Annotated in this window: 18 protein-coding genes; 8 read left to right on the plus strand and 10 right to left on the minus strand. The window is 71.7% G+C overall.

Features of this window, described 5'->3' with window-relative positions; translation table 11 throughout:
• Window positions 1-6 precede the first annotated feature (6 nt).
• On the minus strand, window positions 7-1,185 hold the full coding sequence (locus ACWD0F_RS37145; RefSeq protein WP_449884637.1) for a serine hydrolase domain-containing protein: 1,179 nt from the start codon (window positions 1,183-1,185) through the stop codon (window positions 7-9).
• A 303-nt stretch (window positions 1,186-1,488) separates the two neighbouring features.
• Complete coding sequence (locus ACWD0F_RS37150) at window positions 1,489-2,262, minus strand: SigB/SigF/SigG family RNA polymerase sigma factor (protein ID WP_449884640.1); 774 nt, start codon at window positions 2,260-2,262, stop codon at window positions 1,489-1,491.
• A 199-nt stretch (window positions 2,263-2,461) separates the two neighbouring features.
• On the opposite strand from ACWD0F_RS37150, the gene ACWD0F_RS37155 reads away from it, so the two are divergent.
• The 6 genes from ACWD0F_RS37155 (at window position 2,462) to ACWD0F_RS37180 (ending at window position 12,772) form a co-directional block, all read left to right on the plus strand.
• Entirely contained in the window at window positions 2,462-3,196 is a 735-nt protein-coding gene (locus ACWD0F_RS37155; protein ID WP_449884643.1) for a maleylpyruvate isomerase family mycothiol-dependent enzyme, read from the plus strand.
• 149 nt (window positions 3,197-3,345) lie between these two features.
• Window positions 3,346-4,593, plus strand: a complete 1,248-nt coding sequence (locus ACWD0F_RS37160; RefSeq protein WP_449884644.1) for a sensor histidine kinase — start codon at window positions 3,346-3,348, stop codon at window positions 4,591-4,593.
• An 85-nt stretch (window positions 4,594-4,678) separates the two neighbouring features.
• Window positions 4,679-6,628, plus strand: coding sequence for a sensor histidine kinase (locus ACWD0F_RS37165; RefSeq protein WP_449884647.1), 1,950 nt, complete (start codon window positions 4,679-4,681; stop codon window positions 6,626-6,628).
• Between the two features lie 260 nt (window positions 6,629-6,888).
• Window positions 6,889-10,230: a S8 family serine peptidase gene (locus tag ACWD0F_RS37170; RefSeq protein ID WP_449884650.1), complete on the plus strand. Its 3,342-nt coding sequence runs from the start codon at window positions 6,889-6,891 to the stop codon at window positions 10,228-10,230.
• 152 nt (window positions 10,231-10,382) lie between these two features.
• Window positions 10,383-11,174: a DUF1206 domain-containing protein gene (locus tag ACWD0F_RS37175; RefSeq protein ID WP_449884653.1), complete on the plus strand. Its 792-nt coding sequence runs from the start codon at window positions 10,383-10,385 to the stop codon at window positions 11,172-11,174.
• A complete protein-coding gene (locus ACWD0F_RS37180) occupies window positions 11,171-12,772 on the plus strand; it encodes a phospholipase D family protein (protein WP_449884655.1) in 1,602 nt (533 codons plus the stop codon). Before ACWD0F_RS37175 ends, ACWD0F_RS37180 begins: the two co-directional genes overlap by 4 nt.
• Here ACWD0F_RS37180 and ACWD0F_RS37185 read toward each other — a convergent pair.
• Window positions 12,749-13,432: a phosphatase PAP2 family protein gene (locus tag ACWD0F_RS37185; protein WP_449884658.1), complete on the minus strand. Its 684-nt coding sequence runs from the start codon at window positions 13,430-13,432 to the stop codon at window positions 12,749-12,751. The genes ACWD0F_RS37180 and ACWD0F_RS37185 overlap by 24 nt on opposite strands.
• Complete coding sequence (locus ACWD0F_RS37190) at window positions 13,419-14,159, minus strand: phosphatase PAP2 family protein (RefSeq protein ID WP_449884661.1); 741 nt, start codon at window positions 14,157-14,159, stop codon at window positions 13,419-13,421. The genes ACWD0F_RS37185 and ACWD0F_RS37190 overlap by 14 nt, the downstream gene beginning before the upstream one ends.
• A 98-nt stretch (window positions 14,160-14,257) precedes the next feature.
• Here ACWD0F_RS37190 and ACWD0F_RS37195 point away from each other — a divergent pair, with 98 nt between their 5' ends.
• Window positions 14,258-15,139, plus strand: coding sequence for a diacylglycerol/lipid kinase family protein (locus ACWD0F_RS37195; protein WP_449884664.1), 882 nt, complete (start codon window positions 14,258-14,260; stop codon window positions 15,137-15,139).
• 126 nt (window positions 15,140-15,265) lie between these two features.
• Here ACWD0F_RS37195 and ACWD0F_RS37200 read toward each other — a convergent pair whose 3' ends face one another.
• From ACWD0F_RS37200 to ACWD0F_RS37210, 3 genes are all read right to left on the minus strand, one after another.
• Window positions 15,266-18,934 carry a S8 family serine peptidase gene (locus ACWD0F_RS37200; RefSeq protein WP_449884666.1) on the minus strand — a complete coding sequence of 1,223 codons (3,669 nt, stop codon included), beginning with the start codon at window positions 18,932-18,934 and terminating at the stop codon, window positions 15,266-15,268.
• Between the two features lie 191 nt (window positions 18,935-19,125).
• The gene (locus tag ACWD0F_RS37205) at window positions 19,126-19,959 is read right to left on the minus strand and encodes an SAM-dependent methyltransferase (RefSeq protein ID WP_449884668.1); all 834 of its coding nucleotides are present in this window, start codon (window positions 19,957-19,959) and stop codon (window positions 19,126-19,128) included.
• A 389-nt stretch (window positions 19,960-20,348) separates the two neighbouring features.
• Window positions 20,349-21,605, minus strand: coding sequence for a cytochrome P450 (locus tag ACWD0F_RS37210; protein ID WP_449884671.1), 1,257 nt, complete (start codon window positions 21,603-21,605; stop codon window positions 20,349-20,351).
• A gap of 179 nt (window positions 21,606-21,784) precedes the next feature.
• Here ACWD0F_RS37210 and ACWD0F_RS37215 point away from each other — a divergent pair, with 179 nt between their 5' ends.
• Window positions 21,785-22,393 carry a Dps family protein gene (locus tag ACWD0F_RS37215; protein ID WP_449884673.1) on the plus strand — a complete coding sequence of 203 codons (609 nt, stop codon included), beginning with the start codon at window positions 21,785-21,787 and terminating at the stop codon, window positions 22,391-22,393.
• 126 nt (window positions 22,394-22,519) lie between these two features.
• Here ACWD0F_RS37215 and ACWD0F_RS37220 read toward each other — a convergent pair whose 3' ends face one another.
• The 3 genes from ACWD0F_RS37220 to ACWD0F_RS37230 all read right to left on the minus strand — a co-directional run bounded on the left by ACWD0F_RS37220 (window position 22,520) and on the right by ACWD0F_RS37230 (window position 25,782).
• Window positions 22,520-22,750 (minus strand): hypothetical protein, encoded by a 231-nt coding sequence (locus ACWD0F_RS37220; RefSeq protein ID WP_449884676.1) that lies wholly within the window; start codon window positions 22,748-22,750, stop codon window positions 22,520-22,522.
• A gap of 5 nt (window positions 22,751-22,755) precedes the next feature.
• On the minus strand, window positions 22,756-24,417 hold the full coding sequence (gene ctaD / locus ACWD0F_RS37225) for an aa3-type cytochrome oxidase subunit I (RefSeq protein WP_449884678.1): 1,662 nt from the start codon (window positions 24,415-24,417) through the stop codon (window positions 22,756-22,758).
• Window positions 24,418-24,519: 102 nt separating this feature from the next.
• Window positions 24,520-25,782, minus strand: coding sequence for a hypothetical protein (locus tag ACWD0F_RS37230; protein ID WP_449884681.1), 1,263 nt, complete (start codon window positions 25,780-25,782; stop codon window positions 24,520-24,522).
• Window positions 25,783-26,060 lie beyond the last annotated feature (278 nt).

The following is a 26,060-nucleotide window of genomic DNA, read 5'->3' on the forward strand; positions in this document are numbered from 1 at the left end:
GCCCGGCTACCCGCGCGCGCACCGGTGGCTCTCCTTCATGAGCCGCCAGACGCGGTCGTCACCGCCCTCGATCAGCTCGGACATGCGGTTCGGCACGTAGCCGAAGGCGAGGCCGGTGTCGGGGTCGGCGAAGGCGAACGCACCGGTCGCGCCGGCGTGCCCGAAGGCGTTCGGGGCGCCGAACTCCGGCCACATCGGCCCGCCGGGCAGCATGAAGCCGGTGCTGTAGGCCGTGGGACAACGCAGCACCAGGTCCATGCCCCGCGCCTGCACGGCGCGGGCGCGATCGGCCGTCTCGGGGCGCAGCAGCCGGATGCCGTCCACCTCGCCGATGAGCGCGGCGTACAACCTGGCCAGCCCGGCCGCGTTGCCGACCCCGCCGCAGGACGGCACCTCGGCCCGGAGCAGCCGGGAGCCGCCGAGGAGCTCCGCCGTGAGCACGACGCTGCCGTACGTGGCGCGGTGCAGCAGCGAGGACGGCTCGCAGATCGCCTGGTTGAGCTGCTGGAGGAGCGGGTCGGAGCGGCCGTTGCGCAGCTCCGAGTCCGTCGGGGCCACCACGCCGGCCATCCGCCGCTCCTGCTGGCCGCCCATCCCGATGTGCAGGTCCAGGCCGAGCGGGGCGGCGATCTCCTGGGCGAAGAAGCGCCCGACGGTGAGCCCGGTGGTGAGCCTGATCACCTCGCTGACGAGCCAGCCCATGGTGAGGCAGTGGTAGCCGTGGGCGCGCCCCGGCCGCCAGGCGGGGCGGGCGGCCGCCAGGGCCGCCGCCACGGGCGTACGCAGCTCGATGTCCTCCATGGTCAGCGGCGGATCGATGACCACGACGCCGGACCGATGCCCGAGGATCCAGCGCAGCGGGATCGTGCCCTTGCCCTCGGCCGCGAACTCCGGCCAGTACGCGGCCACCGGCACGTCGAGGTCGAGCACACCCCGGTCGACCAGCAGCAGGGCGGCCGCGGCGACCATGCCCTTGGTGGTCGAGGCCAGCAGCGCGATGGTGTCGCGCTCCCACGGCGCCCCGCTCCGGCCGTCGGCCAGCCCGCCCCACAGATCGACCACGGGCCGCCCGTCCTGGTACACGCAGACGGACGCGCCGAGCTCCCGCCCTTCGGCGAAGTTGGCCAGGAAGGCGTCCCTGACGGGAGCGAAGCGCGGGTGACAGATTCCTTGTACGTCGGCCATGACGAGCTCCTACCGGCACGAGGCGGGAGGCCGCATCGGCGGCGGACGAGCGAGCATCACCGCGAACGATGGAGGGGACCGCCTGGGCCGGGCAGCGTAGACCTGCCCGGCCCATCGTCATCGTGGCCGCACCGTTCACATCCCCCCGATGTGGTGAACGGCCGCCACGGTCATCGTGCCCGCATTCCGGCTTGGCCGATGACCTGCCGGAAAGCTACCCGCGCCAACGTAATAGTGCCCTCTTCCGACGGTCGAATTCGTGGCATATCCAACCATCTGCCGGAAGAGGGCCGGCCTTCCGCGTCAGTCGCGCAGCGCGGTGCGGAGCTTGGTGAGGACGGAGCGCAGGATGCGGGAGACGTGCATCTGCGAGATGCCGAACTCGCTCGCGATCTCGGACTGGGTCATGTTGCCGTAGAAGCGCATCAGCAGGATGTTCCGCTCCCGCTCCGGGAGCTCGTCGATGAGCGGCTTGATCGCGAACTTGCCCAGCATGGTGTCCAGCGCGTCGTCCTGCGCGGGCAGGAAGTCCCCCAGGTCGGCGCCGTCCTCGTCGCCGCCTCCGACGGGGGCGTCCAGCGAGAGCGTGCTGTAGGCGGTGGACGCGTCGAGCGTGAGCAGCACGTCCTCCTCGGAGATCCCCATCTTGGCGGAGAGCTCCGCGACGGTCGGCGAGTGGCCGAGGGTCTGCGTGAGCTCGGCGGTGGCCTTGTTCAGCTCCAGGCGCCGCTCCTGGTAGATGCGGGGCACCCGGATCGCCCAGGTGCGGTCGCGGAAGTGCCGCTTGACCTCGCCCACCATGGTGATCATCGCGTAGCCCCTGAACTCGTGCCCGAGCTCGGGGTCGAAGCCGTTGATGGCCTTCATCAGGCCGACGTACGCGGCCTGGCGCAGATCGTCCGCGGACTCGCCGCGGTAGCGGTATCGGCGGGTGACGTCGCTGACCAGAGAGGCGTACATGTTCACGACGCGCTCACGAATGCGTACCTTGTGCGACTCCGCTGCTTCGGGCCGGTTCATGTCGGTCAGGAGCTGCTCGGCGGTGAGGTCTTCGAAAGCGATATCCAGGACGGCCATCTGATACTCCGCAAGTAGGTCTTCAGGCGGCCCCGCACAACAAAAAAGTCCATGCAGAGGCACGCCACGATGTCACGTAGTGAAAAGCCCTCTGCTTGGACTCTGGGGTCAATGATGCCCGCATTACGCCCGCTTGGTCGCCAGATTAGATAACAAGATGATTACATCGTCACAGAACAAAGTTCTGTATGCTGGCCCGATGACGGATGTCTTCGAGGATCTGGCCGCGGAGTACCGGCGGCTGGACGCGGTGCTCGGCTCTCTCAGCCCAGGTCAGTGGTCCCATCCTTCGGCGGCCGAGGGCTGGACCGTCTCCGACGTCGTCCTGCATCTCGCCCAGACCGAGGAGGCGGCGAACAGCCCCTCCATCGGCGAGGGGACGGTCCTCCTGCCCGCCGGCGGCAGCACCGTGGACGGCATGGCCGAGGAGAGCGTGACCGCCGAGCGCGGGGCGGCGCCGGCCGAGGTGCTGGCGCGCTGGCGCGCGGCCGCCTTCGCCACCCCGGACGCGCTCCGCGCCCATCCCCCGGGCACACGCCTGTCCTGGGTCAGGAGGCCGCTCTCACCGCGCACGCTCGCCACGACCAGGATCGCCGAGCATTGGGCGCACGCCCTGGACATCACCCTTCCGCTGGACATCCCCTACCCCGACACGGCCCGGATCCGCCATGTGGCCTGGCTGGCCCATCGCACGCTGCCCTACGCCTTCGCCGTCGCCGGGCTCCCGGACGCGCCGGTGTTCTGCGATCTCACGGGTCCCGACGGTGACCGCTGGACCTTCGGCGACCCGGCCGCCCCGTCCCGGATCACCGGCCTGGCCGCGGAGTTCTGCCGGGTCGGCGCCCGGCGCCGCACGCCCGAACAGACCGGCCTCGCCGCCGAGGGCCCGCACGCCGCCGCCGCACTGCGCGTGGTGCGCAACTACGCCGCCTGACGCCCGCCACACGACCACCTGAACACCCGCCGCACGACCACCGCCCCGGTCTCGCGACCACGCTGCCTAGCCACCCGCCGCACGATCGCCGTCCCGGTTCCGCGGCGGGGCTGCCGTGGTGTGGCACGTGCCACTTATGATGCGCGCATATGCGGAAGAACATCAGGCTCGTCCTGCTGAGAGCGGCGGGGCCGCTGCTGGTGCGGGCGACCGTCCTGTCGGGCCTGGACGGCCGCGGCCGGGCGCTCGTCGTGCTCAATCGCGGCCTGGTCTACCTCGCCCTCACCGCCGTGCTGGGCATCGTCTACTTCGGGATCATCACGCTGGGCTCCCGCCTCGGCTCGTGGTCGGGCCTGATCGCCGCCCTGGTCGCGGGCGCGCTCTTCCACCCCGTACGCCTCCGCCTCCAGGACGCGGTGAACCGGCTGTTCGAGTCGGAGCGCGACCCGTACCGGCTGGCCGACGGGGTGAGCCGCAGCATGCAGGAGGCGAACGGCCCCGTTGAGGCCCTGGCCTCGGCCGCGACGGCGACGAGACGGGCGCTCGGCGCGGCCGGCGTCGCGGTCGAGGTGGTGCTGCCGGGCGGCCGGGTGCGCAGCGTGGCCGACGGCGAGCTGGGCGAGAGCCCGTCGGTCGTGCGCCTGGAGTGGCACGGCAGGTCGATGGGCCGGCTGATGGTCTCCGGCGAGCCGCGCGACCGGGCCCTGCTCGACATGCTGGCCAGGCAGCTCGCGGAGGTGGCGCACGCCGTGCAGCTCAGCGCGGATCTGCAGCGCTCGCGCGAGCGCATGCTCGTCACCCGCGAGGAGGAGCGGCACAACCTGCGCCGCGACCTGCACGACGGGCTCGGGCCCACGCTGACGAGTCTCGCGCTGAGCCTGGACGAGGCCCGGCTCAGCCTGGCCAGCAATCCGGGCGCGGTCGATCCGCTGCTCAGCCGGGCCCGCCGGGAGATGAGCGAGGCCATCGTCGACGTGCGCGACCTGGTGTACGGCCTGCGCCCGCCCGCGGGCTCCGCCCTGGACGAGCTGGGCCTGGAGGGCGCCTTGCGCATGCTGGCCGACGCGCCGGGACCCCGGGTCGACGTGGTCGTGCCCGCTTCGCTGGCCGACGTGCCCGCCGCCGTGGAGGTGGCCGCGTACAAGATCGCCCACGAGGCGATGGCGAACGTGCGCCGGCACGCCAGGGCCACGACGGCGCTGATCAGGGTGGAGCGGCGGGACGGGCTCCGGCTGACCGTGTCCGACGACGGGATCGGCCTGGCCGAGCAGCGCCGCAGGGGCGCCGCCCTCATGCGCGCTCGCGCGGAGGAGCTGGGCGGCGCCTGCGAGATCGAGGTCAGGCCCGGCGGCGGCACCGAGGTCGTCGCCCGGATCCCGCTGCGTGCGGCGAGATGAGGCCACGAACCATGACCGGCGGCCCGTTACCGCGGCGGGGGACAACATTCGTGACCGGCGGCCGGTCACCGCGGCGGGGGGCAGGATGAGGCGGCGGATCGTCATCGGGGCCGTGTGGGCGCTGGCGGTGTTGTCGTTGCCGGCCGTGCTGCTGGCGGCCTGGCTGGGCCTCCAGGTCCCGGCGTGGAGCGAGAACCAGGGCGTCGACCCGATCGGGCTGATGTTCCCGTTCGCTGGAGCGTTCCTCATCTCGCGCCGGCCCCGGCTGCTGTTCCCGTGGCTCATGTGGGGCACCGGCATGATCTGGTCGGTGTACTCGCTGCTGTTCGCGCTGACCGTCTGGATGGCGGAGTACGCACCGAGCCCGCTGCTGCCCTACCTCGCCTGGCCGGCCATCTGGTTGTGGTTGTGGGCGGTGCCGACGTTCACCGGGATCATGCCGCTGCTCTTCCCCGACGGGCGGCTGCCGTCGAAGCGGTGGCGGCCCGTGCTCTACGGCAACCTCACGCTCATGGTCGGGCACTCGCTGCTGCTGGGCCTGTCCCCCGACCCGTCGTTCGAGCTCGGCGTGCCGATGAGCAATCCGTTCGGCGTCGCGGCGCTGGGCCGGATCCCGCAGGTCGTGGAGTCCTGGATCGGTCCGCCGATGATCCTGCTCTGCCTGCTCGGCGTGATCTCCCTGGGTTTCCGCCACCGGGCCGCGACGCCGGAGGTGCGCCGCCAGATCACCTGGTACTTCGTCGCGATGGCGATCTTCGTCGGCTACTGGGTGGCCAGCGCCGGCACGCAGGACCAGGTCATGCTCGCGCTGCGCCTCATCCTGGCGGCCGGCATCCCCATCTCGATCATCGCCGCGGTGCTGCGCCACCAGCTCTACGGCATCCGGCTCATCCTGAACCGCACGCTGGTGTACGGCACGCTCGCGCTCGGCGCCGGCGTCACCTACTCGGTGCTCATCTGGGCGGCCAGCAGCGTGGCGGGCGACTACGGCGCGGTGGCCGGGCTCGCCGCCGCCATGGCCACCGGCGCGGCCTTCCATCCCGTACGCCTGCGCCTGCAACGCTCGGTCGACCGCCTGTTCAACGTCGAGCGTGACCCGTACCGGGCGGCGGACCTGCTGAGCCGGGCCGTGCAGCGGGCCGGCGACCCGTCCGAGGCGCTGGCCGAGGCGATCGCCGTGGTGCGGGCCTCGCTCGGGGCGCGCGGTGTGGGCGTGGAGGTGTCGGGCGAGCCCGCGCTGTCCTTCGTGGACGGCGAGCTGGGCGCCAGGCCGCGCGCGGCCGAGCTGACCTGGCACGGCGCGAAGGTGGGGCGGCTGCTGCTGGCGGGCGCGCGGCAGAGCGGGGCGCAGCGCTCCGTCATGGCCCCGCACCTGGCCGAGCTGGCGCACGCCGTCCGGCTGAGCACGGACCTGCGTGACTCGCACGAGCGCATCACCGAGGCCCGCGCCGAGGAGCGGCGCCGGCTCGGCCGGGAGTTGCACGACGGGCTCGGTCCCACGCTCACCAGCGTGACGATGCGGCTGGACGAGGCGCGGCGGCGACTGGAGCACGATCCGGCGACGGTGGACGAGCTGCTGGCCGGCGTGCGCGAGGAGATGGCCGGCACGCTCGTGTCCGTGCGGGAGCTGGTCGACGGGCTGCGTCCGCCCGCGCTGGACGAGCTGGGGCTGGCCGGCGCGCTGCGGGCCTTCGGGCAGGGCCCCGGGCCGCGGATCGAGGTGGCGGTGACGGGCTCGCTCGACCTGCTGCCCGCCGGGGTGGAGACGGCCGCGTACCGGATCGCCCAGGAGGCGCTGACGAACGCCCGCCGGCACGCCCAGGCCGCCTCCGTGCTGGTCAGGCTGGATCGCGAGGCCGAGGCGCTGCGGATCTCGGTCACCGACGACGGCGACGGGCTGCCCGAGTCCCCGTCGCCGGGGGTCGGGCTGACCTCGATGCGCGAGCGGGCGGCCGAGATCGGCGGCTCCTGCGCGATCGGGCCGCGCGCGGTACGCGGCACCGAGGTGACGGCCGTGCTTCCGCTGCCGGTGTGAGCCGGGGCGGGCAATCCTGTCGCGTCGAACACTAAATGTGCTGGATTGCCGGAGGGATTCTGGCAAGTCAGGAGGTTTCCTGGCCGATCACCGCTGTTTACACTCTGGTTCGGATCGGGCCGCCCTGCCGGGCGGCCGCAAGATCGTCACCCACCGGGGAGGGGTCGGTGCTCTCTCCGGTGTGCCTGCGAACGGGGTGACACGACGCCTCCTGGGCGGCCTGGCGAGTCCACGCACATCCTCGACCAGGAGGTCCCCTCGTGTCATCCGGTTCCCGCTTATCCCGGGCGCGGCGGCTGGGCTCGATCGCCATCGGCCTGAGCGTCGTCGTGGTCATGAGCCCGGCGGCGGCGCTCGCCTCGCCCGCACCCGCCCCGCCCGGCTCGCAGTGGAAGGCCACCCCCCTCACCGGCGCCGAGCTCGTCGACGGCGCCAAGTCCCCGACGGGCAAGCTCGCCAAGAGCGACCAGGCGCTGCTGAAGGTCACCTCCCCCGCACCGGTCAACGTCGTGGTCAAGCTGGACTACGACTCGCTCGCCGCCTACCGGGGCGGCCTGCCCGGCCTGCCCGGCACCAGCCCCGCCGTCACCGGCAAGGCCCTGGACACCAGGAGCGCCGAGGCCGAGAAGTACGCCCGGCACATCGAGACCGTCGAGAAGGACTTCCTGGGCGAGCTGGCCGCGAAGGTCCCCGGGGCGGTGGCCGGCCAGCGGATCAGGACCGTGTACGGCGGCATCGCGCTCCGGATCCCGGGCAACAAGGTCGCCGAGGTGCTGAAGCTGCCCGGCGCGGTCGCCGTCCAGGAGGACCGGCCGCAGCAGCTCCTCACCGACTCCAGCCCGAAGTTCATCGGCGCCGACACCATCTACAACCGGCTCGGCGGCAGCGACTCCTCGGGCAAGGGCGTGATCGTGGGCGTGCTGGACTCCGGCGCCTGGCCCGAGCACCCCTCCTTCGCCGCGCCGTCCGGCCTGCCGGCCCCCGGCCCGACCAAGGACGGCACGCCCCGCGTGTGCGACTTCGGCGACAACCCGCTGACCCCGGCCAGTGACCCGTTCACCTGCACCAGCAAGCTGGTCGGCGGGCAGCCGTTCCTGGAGACCTACAACGCGGTCTTCGGCGGCGAGGTCTACCCCGACAGCGCCCGCGACTCCAACGGGCACGGCACCCACACCGCCACCACCTCGGCCGGCGGCCCCGTCGCCGACGCCAAGCCCCTGGGCATCAGCCGCGGGCCGATCCACGGCATCGCGCCCGCCGCCGGGGTCTCGGTCTACAAGGTGTGCGGCGCGGAGGGCTGCTTCCCCTCCGACTCGGCGCAGGCGGTGGCGCGGGCCATCCTCGACGGGGTGCGCGTCATCAACTTCTCCATCTCGGGCGGCTCGGATCCGTACAGCGATCCGGTCGAGCTGGCCTTCCTGGACGCGTACGCGGCGGGCGTGCTCGTCTCGGCGTCGGCGGGCAACTCCGGGCCCGGCGCGAACACCACCGACCACCGCGGCCCCTGGGTGACCACGGTGGCCGCCTCCACGCAGAACAGGACGTTCCAGTCGACGGTCACGCTGTCCGGTGGCGGCGCGACGGCGACGGTCAAGGGTGCCTCCATCACCGCCGGCCTGGCCTCGCCGCTGCCCATCGTGCTCGCGTCGGCGCCGCCGTACTCGCGCGCGGCGTGCGACGTGCCGGCGGCTCCCGGAACGTTCACCGGGAAGATCGTGGCGTGCGAGCGCACCCCCAACCGGGTGCTGAAGGGCTTCAACGTCATGCAGGGCGGCGCGGCGGGGATGATCCTCTACAACGCCTTCCCGTTCGACGTCTTCACCGACTCGCACTGGATCCCGTCGGCGCATCTCGACAAGCCCGAGACCGACGTCCTGCTGGGCTTCCTGGCCGCGCATCCGGGCGCGACCGCGTCGCTCACGCAGGGGACCAAGACCACCTGGCAGGGCGACGCGATCACGCACTTCTCCTCGCGCGGCCCCGGCGGTGACTTCCTCAAGCCGGACGTCACCGCGCCGGGCCTGCACATCATGGCGGGCATGACCCCGACTCCCGAGTCGCCGCTGGAGGGGCCGCCGGGCAACCTGTTCCAGGTCATCTCGGGCACCTCGATGTCGGCGCCGCACGTGACGGGCTCGGCCGCGCTGGTGTTCGCCCTGCATCCGGACTGGACGCCGGGCCAGGTGAAGTCGGCGCTGATGACGACGGCGAAGACCGCGGTCACCAAGCAGGATCGCACCACCCCGGCGGACCCGTTCGACATGGGCGGCGGGCGCATCGACCTGACCAAGGCCGGCGACCCCGGCCTGACCCTGGACGAGAGCGCGGCCAACTTCATCGCCTCGGCCACCGATCCGCTCGACCGCATCGACCTCAACCTGCCGTCGGTGAACGCCCCCACCATGCCGGGCGTCATCACCGCCAAGCGCACGCTCACCAACACCACGAACAAGACGCTTCTCTTCACCGCCTCGGGCAAGACGGTCGCCGGCGCCAACATCACGGTGCTGCCGCCGCTCCTGTCCGTGGGTCCCGGCAAGAGCGCCAAGCTGAGCGTGGTCGTCACCGCGCCCGAGCTGCCCGACGGGCAGTACTTCGGGCAGGTCGACCTCAAGCAGGTCGGCGGCTCGCGCGCGCTGCACCTGCCGGTGGCCTTCTTCCGGCAGGAGGGCGCGGTGCCCGTCGACCAGACCTGCGCGCCGGCGGCCATCCCCAGGAACACCGGCGAGTCCACCTGCACGGTGACGGTCGCGAACACCACCCTGGAGAACGCCGAGGTGACCGCGCTCAGCACGCTCGACGGCCGGCTGCGGCTGAACAGCGTGACCGGGGCCACCAAGGTCGGCACCCAGGTGGCGACCACCAAGGCGACGCTCGCCGCCAGGCAGCCCGACAGCCCGACGATCGCGCCGGGCGCGGGACCGGCCGGCTACATCCCGCTGGACGCCTTCGGCGTCACGCCGATCCCGATCGGCGACGAGCAGGCGCTGAACTTCACCGTCCCGTCCTTCTCCTTCGCCGGCGAGACCTACACCAGGCTCGGCGTGACGTCCAACGGCTACAGCATCGTGGGCGGCACCACCGGATCCGACGACATCTCCTTCACGCCGCAGACGCTGCCCGACCCGGCCCGGCCGAACGGCGTGCTCGCCTCCTACTGGACCGACCTCGACGGCACCGGTGCTCCCGGCATCCTCGCCGCGACGCTGACCGACGGCGTCAGCGACTGGCTGGTGGTGGAGTGGCGGGTGAACCTCTTCGGCACCACCGACGTCAAGGTGTTCCAGCAGTGGATCGGGCTGGGCGGCGTGGAGGACGTCAGCTACGCCTACGACCCGGGCAACCTGCCCGGCGCCCCGCCGGCGGGCTACGGCCTGACCGTGGGCGCGGAGAACGACGAGGGCACCGGCGGCGGCCAGATCACCGGGCCGCCCACCGAGGACCTGGTCGTGAAGAGCACGCCGGGCGCGCCCGGCGGGACGTTGACGTACTCGATGAAGATCAAGGGGGTCAGCCCGGGGGCCGGCAAGGTCACCACGGCGACCTCGACACCGCAGGTGAAGGGCATCACCGTCGAGGTGGACACGATCACCGTCCAGTGAGCAGGTCGGTGCTCTGAGTGATTAGCGGCCTCTCGCCGCCGGGCCTGGCGAACGCGCCAGAACCCGGCGGTGCGGGCCGTTCCGGCGGCCGGAGGTCTAGAGGGCGCGATCCAGGGCAGTTCGAAAGTCTTTGACTACCCTGGGGAGAGCCCATGAGTGAAGCTGAGACCGTGGCACGACGGGCGGCGAACAGCCCGGCGATGGACCGGCTCGCCCGAGTCGGGCTGGTCTGCCGTGGCGTGCTGTACGGGCTGATCGGCGTGCTGGCGCTGCAGATCGCGTTCGGCGGCGGCGGCAAGGAAGCCGACAAGAACGGCGCCATCAGCACGGTGGCCGCGCTGCCGTTCGGTGCCGTGGTGTTATGGATCATGGTGGTGGGGTTCGCGGCCCTGACCATCTGGCAGGCGTGTGAGGCCCTCTTCGGCTCGCACAAGATCAAGGACCTGGCCGAGACGATCGGCAGGACCGTGGTGTACGCGTTCATCTGCGTCGCGCTGCTGACCATGCTGCTGTCGGGCAAGAGCGCTTCCGACGACGAGAAGTCCCGGGACGTGACGGGCATGCTGCTCGAACTGCCCGGCGGCCAGATCATCGTGGGCGCGGTCGGGCTCGGCATCATCGCGCTCGGCGTCTACTGGCTGCGCCACGGCATCAAGAAGGAGTTCCGCAAGCAGCTCCGGCCGATGCCGCCGCGAGCCGGCGCGGTGATGGACCGGCTCGGGCTGGCCGGCTACCTCGCGCGCGGCGTGATCGCGGCGCTGGCCGGTGTCTTCGTGATCCAGGCGGCCGTCACCTTCGACCCGGACAAGGCCGGCGGCATCGACGCGACGCTGCGGGCGTTCGCCGACACCCCGGCGGGGCCCTGGTTGCTGGCGATCGTGGCGCTCGGGCTGCTGCTGTTCGCCGGGTACTGCCTGGGAGAGGCCCGCTGGCGGCGCACATGAATCTCGACGACTGGTTCCTCACCGGCGAGGAACGCGGCAATGACGCGACCAAGCTGACGCCCTGGTCGGAGGGCAACCTGGTGCGCCCGCTCGTGCACGGCGCGACCTACTTCGCCGAGCTGGCCCGCCGCGTGGGGGACCTCGGCAAGGACGACCTGCTGCTGTTCGCCGACTGGCGCGGCGACCCCGACGAGCGGCTCACGCCTGACGGCCCCGGAGTGGCGGCCGTCATGGCGGCGGCCGCCGAGCGGGGCGCGCTGGTCAGAGGGCTGATCTGGCGCTCGCACCTGGACTTCCTGCGCTTCAGCGCGGCCGAGAACCGGCACCTGGGCGAGGACATCGAGGCGGCGGGCGGCCAGGCGCTGCTCGACACCCGGGTACGGCACGGCGGCTCGCACCACCAGAAGTTCGTCATCCTGCGCCACGACCGCGACCCGGAGCGGGACGTGGCCTTCCTCGGCGGCATCGACCTGTGTCACAGCCGCCGCGACGACGCCGAGCACCATGGCGACCCGCAGGCGGCGCCGATGCCGGACGCCTACGGCCCGCGCCCGCCCTGGCACGACGTCCAGGTGGCGATCAAGGGTCCGGCCGTGTCCGAGGTGGAGAAGGTCTTCTGCGAGCGCTGGGAGGATCCGGCGCCCGAGACCCGCCAGCCGCTCCGGCGGCTGCGCGACCGCCTGTCACAGATGGCCGACGTGCCGCCGCTGCCCAAGCCGGGTCCGCCGCCGGATCGGGCCGGGACGCACGCCGTGCAACTGCTGCGGACCTATCCGCACCTGCGCCGTGGTTATCCGTTCGCCCCTGAGGGTGAGCGGAGCGTGGCCAGGGCGTACCACAAGGTGCTGAAGCGGGCCCGATCGCTGGTCTACCTGGAGGACCAGTACCTCTGGTCCACGGAGGTGGTCGAGCCGTTCGCCGAGGCGCTGGAGCGGGAGCCGGAGCTGCGCATGATCATCGTGGTGCCGCGCCATCCCGACCAGGACGGCTGGCTGGCCGGTCCGGCCAGCCTGATCGGCCGGTCGGAGGCGCTGGCCCGGCTGCTGGGCGCCGGCGGGGACCGGGTCGCCATCTACGACCTGGAGAACCACGCGGGCACGCCGGTGTACGTGCACGCGAAGGTCTGCGTGGTCGACGACGTGTGGGCGAGCGTCGGCTCCGACAACGTCAATCTGCGCTCGTGGACGTTCGACTCCGAGCTGAGCTGCGCCGTGATCGACGAGGAGCCCGACCCGCGCGAGCCCGCCGGGGCCCGCAGGTACGCCAGGGACCTCCGGCTCACGCTGGCCGCCGAGCACCTGGACCGCTACCCCGGCTCCAATGAACCCGACGACCTGGACCCCGACGGCCGGGGTCCCAGGGATCTGGACGACCTGTGCGATCCGAAGGCCGCGTTCGACGCGTTCGCCGAGTCGGCGGCGCGGCTCGACGCCTGGCACGAGGGCGGCTGCCAGGGCCCGCGCCCGCCGGGCCGGCTGCGCCCGCACGCGCGCCCCGGGATCGGCGCCGTCCGCCGGGCCATGGCCATGCCGTTGTATCGGATGGTCGTGGACCCGGACGGACGGCCCCCGCGGCTACGCGGGTCGAACGAGTTCTGACCGCCGCCGCTCCTGGCGCCGGCTGTCCCGCCGGTACAGGATGGCCCGCGCGGCCACCACCACGCAGACGGCGCCGAGCAGCATCCCCCACAGGACGTCGGTGAGGAAGTGCATGCCGCGATACAGGCGGGAGAAGCCGACGGCCAGCGGGGCGGCGATCCCGAGCACCCACACCAGCACCCGCAGCGCCCGGTTGCGGATGTGGGTGGTGAGGATGAGCGCCATCCCGCAGTAGAACGCGACGGCGGCGCTCATGTGCCCGGACGGGAAGCTGGAGGTGGGAGGCGCCGGGTCGAGATGCGGCACCGGTGGCCGCTTCCGCCCGACCACCTCGGTGGTGGCCAGGAAGACCAGCGACTGGCCCCAGACGGCCGCGACGAGGAAGATCGACTCGCGCCAGCGCTTGAACACGAGCCGGCAGATGATCGCGGCCAGCGCGGTGAGCCCGACGATGTAGGGAGTGTCGGACAGGCTGCTGCCGAAGTCGGTCAGCGTGTTCCAGAGCGACGTGCGGTCCTCGGCCAGTCCCCTGCTCACGGCCGCCTCGCCGGTCGGCTGGGCGAGGATCAGCTCCCCCACGCCGTACGTCACCGCGCCCAGCAACAACAGCGGGCTTAAGAGCGTCACCGCGTAGTACTTCACATGCTCAGTCTTGGTCATGCATCACCTTCACCGACTCGGGCTCCACGCCCTCGGCCACCGGCGAGGCGGGCCTGCGGCCCTGCCCTCGCCGCCATGTCTCGAATCCCGCCGTGGTCGCGGCCACCACGGCCACCCCCAGCACGATCCCGCCGACCACGTCGCTCACCCAGTGCACGCCGAGCGCGATCCGGGTGTAACCGACCGACAACACCAGGAACCACGCGACGGCCCAGATCACCCGCCGCCACCCCCGCGACACCATGGGCAGCAGGAGCAGGACGACCACGCCCGCGCCGAGCGTCACGTTGACCGCGTGGCCCGACGGGAAGGAGTCGCCCGGCGCCAGCGCGACCGGGTCCGGCAGGTGCGGCCTGGTCCGGGCCACGATGATCTTGAGCGCGAGGCCGAGCAGCCCGCCGACGGTCACGGTGGTGACCGCCCAGACGGCCAGCCGCCGCCCGCCCCTGCGCAGCAGCCAGACGGCGAACGCGATGACCGCGATCCGCCACGGCCACGGCCCGAACAGGTCCGTCCAGACGATGAGCAGCCTAGTCACGCCGGGGTGGGCGAGCGCGTACTGGTGCAGCTCCTCGGCGACCTCCGCGTCCAGCTCGTTGAGCGGCATCTTCGCCACGATCAGCAGGATGCTGAACGGGATCATGATGAGCGCCACCGCGAAACTGGCCACCGTCAGACGCAGCCCCAGTGCACGGTCGGCACGGGCCCTGAACGATGACCGCCTCACGAATTCGCTCCTTCCTCGATGCGCGTTCGCGATCGGCTACCCCGTGAGCGCGCATTGATTCCTGCCTGAAAGGTCGCGCCGGGGGTAGTCCGGAAGGCATGTCCCCCACCGTGGCGGTTGTCGCGCACCGCAAGAAGACACTTGGCGCCGGGCTGGACCGGCTGCGCGTGCTCATCACCGAGCAGGACGTCGGCGAACTCCTCTGGTTCGAGGTGCCGAAGAGCAAGAAAGCGCCCAAGAAGGTGCGCCGGGCGCTCAAGGAGGGCGCCGACCTGGTGCTCGTCTGGGGCGGCGACGGCATGGTGCAGCGCTGCGCCGACGTGCTGGCCGGCTCCGGCGTGCCGATGGCCATCCTGCCCGCGGGCACCGGGAACCTGTTCGCCAACAACGTCGGCATCCCCATCGACCTGGAGGAGTCGGTCCACGTCGCCTTCCACGGGCGGCGGGCGAAGCTGGACCTCGGGGTGCTGAACGGCGAGCACTTCGCGGTGATGGCGGGGGCCGGCTTCGAGGCCGAGATGATCGCCGACGCCGACGGGAAGGCCAAGCGGCGGCTCGGCAAGCTGAGCTACGTCAAGGCGGCCGTGCGGCACGTGGGCGGGCCGCTGGTGCCGATGACGATCGAGGTCGACGGGACGCTCTGGTTCGAGGGGGAGGCGAGCTGCCTGCTGCTGGGCAACGTGAGCACGATCGCCGGCGGCATCGAGGCGTTCGACGACGCCCGGCCGGACGACGGCTGGCTGGACATCGGCGTGTCCACCGCCAAGGGGCCGGTCCAGTGGGCGCGGGTGCTCGGCAGGATGGCCGCGGGCCGCTCTGATGAGTCCCCGTTCGTCCGGATCACCCGGGCCAGGGAGGTGTCCGCCCGGTTCGGCACCCCGCTGCGTTACGAGCTCGACGGCGGGGAGCGCGAGCCCACCACCCGGATCGAGGCGAAGGCCCTCCCGGGCGCGCTGACCATCTGCCTGCCGGACGACTGAACGCCGCCGGGCACCCGTAGACCGCCGGACGCCTGAACGCCGCCGGACACCTAGGCACCACCGGACAGCTGAAGGCCGCCGGACGCTTGCGGGCGGGGGCTCCGCCGCGCGGAGCCCCCGCCGCGATCACTTCAGCGTGAACGCCCTGGTGATCGTCTGCTCGACCTTGGTGCCGGCCTTGTCCCAGGCGGCCACCTTCAGGGACACCTGACCACTGCGCCCCTTGTGCTCGGTCTTGACCTGGTACGTCCCGTCGCCGCGCCGGTCCACCCGGACCTGAGCCCAGGTCGCGCCGTCGTCGTAGGAGACCTGCGCCGACGCCCCGGCGACCCGGACGGGAGCGGCCCCGTCAGGCGCCCGGACACCGAAGGCGAACGTGTGCCGCCCCCGGGCGGAGACGGCGTTGCGGAGGTCGACGCCGAGGTCGTAGTCGATGGCCAGCAACGGCAGCACCTCCCGCCCGGCCGTGTGCGCCGAGGAGAACGTCCAGGTCGTGTCCGTCTTGGTGGCCGTGCCCCACCAGGGGGCGGTGCGGGCCGCGTGCTGCTCCAGCCGGTACACGGCGGGCTCGGCCGGGAAGGTGAACACCTGGTTGTACAGCTCACCGCCGGAGGCGACCGGCTGACTCCCCCGGAACAGCTCGTACGACGCCTGGTCGGCGCCGCTGGAGACGAAGCCGAAGTGGCCGGGGTCGGAGTCGCCGAAGGCGGGCGTCATCATCCGCACCTCGTCGCCGGTCCGCCGGGCGGGCAGGCCGTACTCCGCGAAGATGCTGGACAGGCCGCGCGGCTGGCCGGGCCCGCCGGGCGCGAACCAGTGCTCGGCGACGCGCTGCCCCGCCCGGTAGACGCGGTCGGCGCTGATCAGCTCGGCGCCCTCCCCCGAGCGCTGGAACCTGGCGCGCACGATGAGGTCACCGGGCGTCGTCCACTCCTCGCGGGTCATCGCGCCGGTGATCGGCGACGGCTTGATCATCATGCCGCCCACCGCGGGCCGGAAGCTGGCGCGCGTGCCGTAGCCGGCCTCGCCCGAGGTGCCGTGGTAGCTCGCGTCGACGCGGGCCATGGTCCGCGCCGAGACCTCGTAGCGCAGATCGCGCGGGACGCCGTCGTGCCAGCGCAGCACGTCATACCAGTACGGGCTCACCGAGGTGCCCTCCAGCCGCACGCGCCCCGCCCTGCGCAGCGCCGCCGCCTCGTCGTAGCCGGTGGTGAAGGCGGGCACCGCCAGCCCGCTGCCCCAGTACGACAACGCTCCGCGCCGCTCGTTCAGCGCCAGCACGACGACCGTCGCGCCCGCCGCGGCCGCGCTCTCGATCGCGGGGAACATGTCCGCCCCCGGCCGGTAGGTCAGCAGCGCGAGCTTGCCCGCCAGGTTGACGCCGGTGAAGTCCTCGCGGTCGCCGGCGTCGTAGACCGGCAGGTCGCGCCGCCCGTCGAAGACGGGCCCGAAGTCCATGTGGACCAGCCGCAGGTCCGCGCCGCCGGCCGTGGCGGTGGCGACCGGCTGGTACAGGTCCCAATGGTGGTAGACCTCGAACACGCCGGTCTCCGCCTTCGGCATGGGCGTGAGGTAGGCGCGCTCGGTGGCCGAGGTCAGCATCCAGGAGGAGTGCAGGCCAGGGCCCTCCCCATACCGTACGTGGCCGATGGTGACCTGGAGGTGGTCGGCCTTCTTCGCGGTGTCCAGCCGGACCCGGCCGGCCCGGCGGGCGTCGATCGGCACCGTCGCCGGGCCGGTGATCTCCACGTCCGGATCGCCCGCGAAGACGACCTCGGAGGAGTGCACACTCGCGTCCCTGGGCTCGAACAGGGTGGCCATCATGGAGTAGCGACCGGCGGGCAGGTCGGCGATGAGCTTGCCGTCCTCGGGCACCGTCAGGTCGTAGAAGTCACCGGTGTCGAGGTCGAGCACGTCCACGCCGGACTCGGCGCCGGGCGCGCCGCCGTCCCGGTAGGTGACGGGGATCTCGACGCGGTGCCTGGTCGGGCTGACGCTCTGCACGATCGCGACCGTCACCTCGACGCCTTCGGCGCTGGCGCGCAGGCGGCCGGTGTAGCGGCCCCGGGTGCCCTTGGCCGGGTCCACCGCCACGGTGACCTGGGCCTTGCCGCCGGCGGGCACCTCGACGCGGCCGGCCGGCAGGGCGAACATGCCGGTGGGGGCCGGTGCGCCGCGCTGGTCGCGGACGTCGAGGGTCAGGTCGAGGGCCACGGCCGTGTCACCGGTGTTGACGATCTCGGTGGCCGAGGTGCCGGCCTCGCCGTCGGCGGCCACGGTGGGCCGGCTGATCGTGGCCGGACTGGCGTACACCTGCTGGGCGACCGCCCGGCCGGCGTCCACACGGCCCGCGCCGATCGCGTCGAGGTCGCCGGCCACCGGCTTGGCCGTGCTGATCAGGGCGGCCTTGAGCTGCTGGGCGCTCCAGTCCGGATGGCGCTGCGCGAGCAGCGCCGCCGATCCCGCGACGTGCGGGGTGGCCATGGAGGTGCCGTTCAGCGCGCTGTAGCGGTCGTCGACCGGGGTGCCGAGCGAGGTGCCCGCGGCGCGGGCGGCGACGATGGCGACGCCCGGCGCGCTGATCTCCGGCTTGAGCGCGTCGTCGCCGAGGCGGGGGCCGCGCGAGGAGAACCCGGCCAGTTCGTCGCTCTTGCTGACCGCGCCGACGGTGAGCGCCGCGTCGGCGGCGGCCGGCGAGGAGACGGTGCCGGCGTCGGGGCCCTCGTTGCCCGCCGCGACCACGAACAGCACGTCCGACTGGCTGGACAGGGTGTTCAGCGCCTGGCTCAGCGGGTCCTGCCCGTCGGACGGATCTTCGGTGCCCAGGCTCATGCTGACGACGTCGACCTGCTGAGCCGCCGCCCATTCCATCCCGGCGACGATCCACGACAGGTAGCCGCCGCCCGTGTCGCCGAGGACCTTGCCGACGTAGAGGGAGGCGCCGGGCGCGACGCCCTTGCGCTTGCTCGCGTCGGCCGCGCCGCTGCCCGCGATGGTGGCCGCCACGTGGGTGCCGTGGCCGTTGCGGTCCACGGTGTCGGCGGCATCGGAGAAGTTGACGCTCTCGGCGATGCGGCCTTCGAGGTCGGGGTGCGTGGCGTCGGCGCCGGTGTCCAGCACGGCCACCTTCACGCCCTTGCCGTCGTAGCCCGCCTGCCAGGCGGCCGGCGCGCCGATCTGCGGCACGCTGGTCTCCAGCGTGGCCCGCACCGGCCGGTCGAGCCACACCTTCTCGTACGGCGCCGCCGCCACCTTGGGCGCCGCCGGGCTCAGCGAGGTCCAGAACGCCTGCGCCTGGGCGGGAGCGCGCTCGACGGCGGCGGCGTTCGCGCTGGTCAGCACCCTGGTCCTGCGGGCGCCCGCGGGCACCGGCTGAGCGGCGAGCGTGCGCCGGGCGGCCGGGCCGTAGCTGACGATGAGCGGCAGCGCGGCACGGTGGGCGTCGTCGTAGCCGGCCGCGACGAGCGTGGTGACGTTGAACAGCTCCTGGTCCAGCCGGTTCGCGGCCAGCAGCGCGCGGGCCGTGTCCGGGATCACGTAGAGGTCGCCGTCCCGCTCGACGGTCTTGAAGGCGGGCTGCGCGCGACCCGGCGCCGGCCGGGGGCTCGCGGCCTGACGGCCGTCCGCGTAGGTCTGGACGTCTATGACGTCGCCGGTGACCAGCGTCAGCGTGTGGGTGGTCGCCGGCGTGACGGGCGGATCTCCCGCTGCGGCGCCTGCGGGTATGGCCGCCTGCCCGAAGGCGAGTACGGCCGCGCCGGTGGTCGCTGCGACAACCCGGTACAGAGGTCGCATTCTTGGGGTTCCTCCCTTGTCCACGCGGTTGATCATCAACACCGCGCAGGACAAATTGTTAGGAAGCGGGTATTTCACCCCAAGAGTTGTTACTGGCGAAGGGCCGCCACGGCGGGTTTCCGCCACCTCGCGGCGGCCCGCCGGGCCCGGCCGCGCCCCTGGTCATCGACGGGATCGCCGCCGCCCGCGCCTCAGGGAAGGCGGGCCACGGCGCCGTAGTTGCCCGACGTGCTCGGCTCGTCCGCGCAGGCGAGGTCGCGCTCCACGGGACGCCACCGGGGCACCCACACCAGACCGGGCTCGACCAGGTCCAGGCCGTCCAGCAGGGCGGCGACCTCACCGCGTGAGCGGATGGCGAGGCCGGGCAGCGTCATGGCGAGCATCTCGCGGACGGCGGTGAGCAGCTCCGGCGGGACGCCGTCGAAGGTCGTGTGCAGCAGGCCCAGGAAGCTTCCGACGGGCGCCGCGTGCCGCAACTTCTTGATGACGTAGTGGGCGTGCTCGTCGTCGTCGAGGCTGTGCGCCGACAACAACAACACGGCCAGGGGCCGCTCCCAGTCGAGGAACGTGTGGATGATCCGGTCCGCGAGCAGCTCGTCGATCTCGCGGACGTCACCGTCGACCACCCGGACCATGGGGGCGAAGGGCTCGATGGTGGCCTGCGCCATGGTGACCGCCATCGGGTCGTTCTCGACGTAGACGACCCGCAGGTCGGGGCTGATGGAGGTGTGGCAGGCGATGTCGTGCAGCCGCTGGCCGGGCGGCAGACCGCTCGGGACCCCGCTGCCGACGATCATGAACTGGTCCACGCCTTCGGCGGCCAGGTGGCGGACCACCCGGGATAAGTACTGCAGGACCGCGCGTGCCGCGGTCGTGGTGACGGGGGTCGCCTGATCGAAGAAACGCACCATGTCCTTGTCCGCCAGGAAGTTGTTCTTCCCGCCTGCCGCGGCGTCGAGTATCCGCGTGATCCTGGCTTGCGTCGTATCCAGCTTGGCCAGGTTTCGGACAGCACGTTGGCGCATGAGCGTTGCCCCTTTCCCTCGCCGTCACCTATTCCGGTAAACGATCTATGGACCTCACTCGTTGACTCGAACCATATGTTCCAACAATTCCAGACAATGACAATACGGTAGACCAGTTACTTCGGGAAATGTTTGTTACCACTATTGTCGTGTCACGCCTCGCGGACGGCCGGCCGGCACCGGAAAAAGCGGCGTTCGGGCAGGTCAGATGGCAGGTCAATAAGCGTGAAGATCTCGCCGGCACGGCTCTCGGGAGTGCGCATCGGGGCTGAAGATTCTTTTGTTGTCCTTGTGCGCGCAGTGATCCGTGCGGGACCCGTGCCACGTGATCGTCGTTGTGCGCCGGCGCGGGCGCGCCGGCGATTCGGCCGAAATCCATCGGGCATCGTTCAGCCCCGCATGGTGTAGCGGACGGGCAGGGACTTGAGCCCGCCCACGAACGTGGTGGCCCCCCACGAGGGCGCACCGTCGAACTCGACGGTGGCCAGCCTGGGAATGAGCTCGGCGAAGAGCGCCTGGATCTCCATCCGGGCGAGCGCCGCCCCGAGGCAGTAGTGCACGCCGAACCCGAACGCCAGGTGCCGGTTGGGATCACGCCCGACGTCGAAGCGGAACGGCTGGTCGAAGACCTCCTCGTCCCGGTTGGCCGACGGATAGGAGAGCAACACCGACTCGCCCTTCTTGATGGCCGTCCCGCCGACCCGGGTGTCGGCGGAAGCCGTGCGCATGAACCCCTTCACCGGGCTCACCCACCGGATCATCTCCTCGGCGGCGAGCGGCAGCAGGCCGGGATCCTCCCGCAGGCGCCGCAGCTCCGCCGGATGCCGGATGAGCGCCTCCAGCCCGCCCGCGATGGTGGAGCTGGTGGTGTCGTGACCGGCCGTGGCGATGATGACGTAGTAGGAGGCGGTGTCGTAGTCGCTCAGCAGCTCGCCGTCGACGCGCGCGTTCGCGATCATCGAGGCGAGATCCCCGGTGGGCGCGGCCCGGCGCGCGGCCGTGACCTCGTGGAAGTAGCCGAGGAGATCCGTCAGCACGGACAGGTGGTGGGCGGCGGCCCCGCCGCGCCGCTTGGCCGCGTCGTCCTGGCCGAACAGCTCCTGCGTGAGCCGCAACATGCGGGGGAAGTCCGACTCGGGCAGCCCCAGCAGCGAGAGGATGACGTAGAGCGGGTAGTGCACCGCCACCTGCCGGACGAAGTCGCAGGCGCCGCCGTGCTCGGCCATCCGGTCCACGTGCCGCCTGGCCAGCTCGCGCACCCGCACCTCCAGGGCCCGCATGGCCTTGGGGCGGAACCAGTCCGCCCCGATCGCGCGGACGACGCGGTGCTCGGGATCGTCCAGGTGGACGAGGGTCCGCAGCGCGGTCCCCTTCGCCTTGCGCGCCTCCAGGGCGGCGTCGACCTCCGCCTTGCGCAACACGGGGCGGGGGGCGCTCAGCCACAGGGCGGCGTCCCGCTCGATCTCCAGCACGTCGGCGTGCCGGGTGACCGCCCAGAAGGGGTCGTAGCCGGGAGCGTCCACCCGGTGCACAGGGGACGCCCGGCGCAGCAGCGCCAGCCCTTCGTGCAGGCGGGTCTCATCGGTGTACGCGGCGGGGGTGGCGAGTGAGCGCCCCGCCTCGCCCACGGACATGGTCGTGGCCACAGGTGGACCTCCTGTCGCTGCGCGATGCTTCCGGCCACGATGTGCCATTCCCCCGTCACGCCGTCATTACGCGGCGGCGGTTTGACCACCTTTTGTGGAGACCCGTGGTGGTCCTTGGCTCAGCCCTGGGGAGGTTCCACGACAACTGACTCCCTTGTCGCAAAACCGAGGAGACTCGCGTGTCACCCACCAAACGCTCCACCAAGGCCGCCCGGCCCAAGGGCAGCAGCCAGCCGTGGCTGCACGTGAACGGCGTGGAGATCCAGGAGTTCGGCACCGTGCGGATGTTCCCGCTCGGGCTCTCCGCGGACGCGCGTGAATACTCCTGCCAGCGGCTCAACCAGATCCTGGCCGACACGCAGATTCTGCACAGCCTCTACAAGAAGCACCACTGGCTGATGCGCGGCCCGACCTTCTACCAGCTCCACCTGCTCCTGGACAAGCACGCGGCCGAGCAGCTCGAACTGGTCGACAAGATCGCCGAGCGGGTCCAGACCCTCGGCGGCGTCGCGATCGGCGACCCCCGTCACGTGGCGGAGATCACCGTGATCCCGCGCCCGCCCAACGGCGCCGAGGAGGTGCCGGCCATGCTCTCCCGCCTGATCGAGGCGCACGAGACCATCCTCGTCGCCAGCCACGACGCCGCCGCCCGCGCCCAGGACATGGGCGACGACGGCACCAACGACCTGCTCGTCTCGGAGGTCATCCGCACCGGCGAGCTGGAGACCTGGTTCCTGATCGAGCACCTGGTGGACACCCCTTTGGTGGAGGTTCCCGAAGGCCGCTGACCCGCGCGGAAGGCCACGTCCTGCAGAGGCTGCCGGACGTGGCCTTCGTCATGCAAGGCTGCCGGACGTGGCCTTCGTCGTGCCACGCCGCGCCGGGACGGGGGCGCCGATCGACGGCTCGCCCGGTCAGCGGCCGTAGCAGAGGATGACCAGCGTCATGAGCGCGGACATGACGAGCACGACGCCGAATACCGCGATCAGCTCCCGGCGGCTGACGTGCGAGGCGAAGCGCTGCGGCCCCTGCCGGTCCGCCCTGGCGTTGAAGGCGTCGAGATGGCCGGCCAGCCGTGGCCGGCTGTACTGCAGCTCCAGCTCGATCGCCGCGAGGATGAGCTGCTCTTCGCGTGACAGGCCCACGGTCGTCAGCTCTCTTCGATCTTCTTGCCGACATGCGGATGATGCAGGTCGAAGGCGGGCCGTTCGGAGCGGATGCGCGGCATGCTGGTGAAGTTGTGCCGGGGCGGCGGGCACGAGGTGGCCCATTCCAGCGAGCCGCCGAAGCCCCAGGGGTCGTCGACGGTGACCCGTTCGGCGTGGCGGGCGGTCCACCAGACGTTGTAGAGGAACGGCAGCGTCGACGCGCCCAGCAGGAACGCGCCGATCGACGAGATGAGGTGCAGGTCGGTGAAGCCGTCGACGGCGCTGTAGTCGGCGTAGCGGCGCGGCATGCCGGCCACGCCGAGCCAGTGCTGCACGAGGAAGGTCGTGTGGAAGCCGATGAACAACAACCAGAAGTGCACCTTGCCCAGCCTGTCGTTCAGCATCCGGCCGGTCATCTTGGGCCACCAGAAGTAGAACCCGGCGAACATCGCGAACACCACCGTGCCGAAGACCACGTAGTGGAAGTGGGCCACGACGAAGTAGGAGTCGGTGATGTGGAAGTCCAGCGGCGGCGAGCCCAGGATCACCCCCGTCAGGCCGCCGAGCAGGAACGTGATCAGAAAGCCGACCACGAACAACATCGGCGACTGGAACGACAGGTGCCCCCGCCACATGGTGCCGGTCCAGTTGAAGAACTTCACCCCGGTCGGCACCGCGATGAGGAAGGTGAAGAAGGAGAAGAACGGCAGCAGCACCTGCCCGGTCGGGAACATGTGGTGCGCCCAGACGGTCATCGACAACCCGGCGATGGCGATGGTGGCGCCGACCAGGCCGATGTAGCCGAAGATGGGCTTGCGGCTGAAGACGGGGAGGATCTCGGTGATGATGCCGAAGAACGGCAGCGCGATGATGTAGACCTCGGGATGGCCGAAGAACCAGAACAGGTGCTGCCACAACATCGCCCCGCCGTTGGCCGGGCTGAAGACGTGGGTGCCGTACTGACGGTCGATCTCCAGCACGGACAGGGCGGCGGCCAGCACCGGGAACGCCATCAGCACCAGCACACTGGTCAGCAGCACGTTCCAGGTGAAGATCGACATCCGGAACATGGTCATGCCCGGTGCCCGCATGCAGATGATCGTGGTGATGAAGTTGACGGCGCCGAGGATCGTGCCGAGGCCGGACATCAGCAACCCCATCGCCCACAGGTCTCCCCCGATGGACGACGAGAAGGTCTTGAGCGACAGCGGCGTGTAGGCGAACCAGCCGAAGTCGGCCGCGCCCGCGTTGGTGAAGAAGCCGCTCACCGCGATGAGCCCGCCGAACAGGAACAACCAGAAGCTGACCGCGTTCAGCCGGGGGAAGGCCACGTCCGGCGCGCCGATCTGCAGGGGCATGATGACGTTGGCGAACCCGGCGAACAGCGGGGTGGCGAACAGCAACATCATCATCGTGCCGTGCATGGTGAAGAGCTCGTTGTAGGTCTGGTTGCTGACCAGCGCCAGCCCCGGCTGCATCAGCTCCGCCCGGATGATCAGCGCCATCACGCCCGCCAGCGCGAAGAACACGAAGGAGGCGATGAGGTACATGTAGCCGATGACCTTGTGGTCGGTGGTCGACAACCAGGAGGCCAGCAGCCGGCCCCTCTTCTCGACCTCCACCGGCGCCGGCGGCTTGGCCGTCCGTGATCTGTCAATGGTCACCAGAGATCCCCCACACGCCCCCGTCGCCCCGCAGCACCCCTCGTGAGAGGCGTTTTCGCAGGTCAGCACCGTACGACGGGGCTTTTACCCCCTCTCTTGGGCCTAATACCGGCCCGTACCGGTTCGGGGGGCGGGCTTGACCACCACCATGAGGTGGCCCGCCTCGTGGCGCCGCAGCGTGTGGGTCCACCACAGGAGAACGGCCGAGAGCACGCAGGCGACGGCGATCCACACCGGGGTGGCGACCGGCGCCCGGCCGAGGCCCAGGGCATGGAGCGGCAGGTTCATGTTCCAGAGCTGGGAGTCGCGACCGGGGCCGCGGCGGCCGGAGAGCGCCAGGGCGGCGAGCCCGGCCCCGGCGGTGAGGAGCAGCGTGCCGATGGCCGCCAGCAGGGCGAGCCTGGTCCGCAGGCGGACGGCGACCAGGACCACGAGGGCCGGCCCGCCGACGCCGACGAAGAGCTCGAAGACCTCGATGGCCGGCCCGAGCATCGGCTGGAAGTCACCGGCCCGGCGCATCAGCCGCCCGATCGGCGCGTACGGCGTGATCCACAGCGGGTGGCCGCGGTTCAGGTTGATCACGGCCGGGACGATCGGGGCCACGCAGGCGGTGAACGCGAGCGCCGCGGCGAGCATGGGCGGCCGGGCGAGCGGCGGCGGGAGCGGGACCGGCCGGGTGTCCGGGTGGGCGAGGTCGTGGGCGGATCGGGCCAGCCAGATCACCATCATGGCGTCGGCGGCCGTGGCGAGCGCGCTGCCGGTGTAGGGCAGGTTGCCGGCGAACATGACCGCGAACGGGCCCAGCAGGGAGGCGACGCCGTACAGGATCGTCGCCCGTCCCCAGCGGCCGTCCCGCCGCTGGGCCACGAACACCAGCACGGTCCAGATCAGCAGCCCGGCGAGAAGGAGGGCGGCGAGCAGGTCCAGGTTCCGCCAGCCGAACACCTCATCGGCGGCCAGCACCGCGAGGGACGACGCACCCGCGAGCAGGGCGAGATCGGCGTGGCGCACGTTGCGCCGCAGAGCCGGCTGGAACGCCAGCATGAGCGCGAGCATCAGCACCAGGTCGCACACCCCTGCCCACCAGGGCCAGACCGGCATGAACGCGCGGACTCCCCAGGACGCCGCGTTGACGTACAGCACGGTGCGCAGCAGCCGGGTGCCCGGGTCCAGCAGCGGCGGCCGGCCCGCCGCCGGGCCGCGCAAGGTCTGCCAGAGCGCCCACGCCAGCACCCCGCCCGCCAGGGACAGCGGGAGCACGTTCGTCCAGTTGCCGGGGGCGCCCTCGTCGAGGTCGTAGAGGATCGTCAGCCGCCACAGGAGCCGGATGTCCCCGCCGTTCAGCGCGGTCACGGCGGTGACCACGAGCACGATGAGGTAAGCGCCTGTGACGGAAGCGGCGAGTGGGGCTAATCGGTGACGGCGCACGCGCATTCCTTGATCGATAAGGGATCGGGCGCATCACCCTAGCGGCACCTGCCCGGCATACGAAAAGCCGAGCCTGACCTGAATCAAGCTCGGCTTCGCCGAGTCACGCACGACTCAGTTGCGACGGCGCCGCCGGCGGCGCGAACTCCGGCTGGTGTCGCTGCCGCCGTTGCCCGGTGTCGGTTGTGGCCTCGGCAGAAGACCGAGGTAGTGGA

Source organism: Nonomuraea sp. NPDC002799, assembly GCF_053592075.1.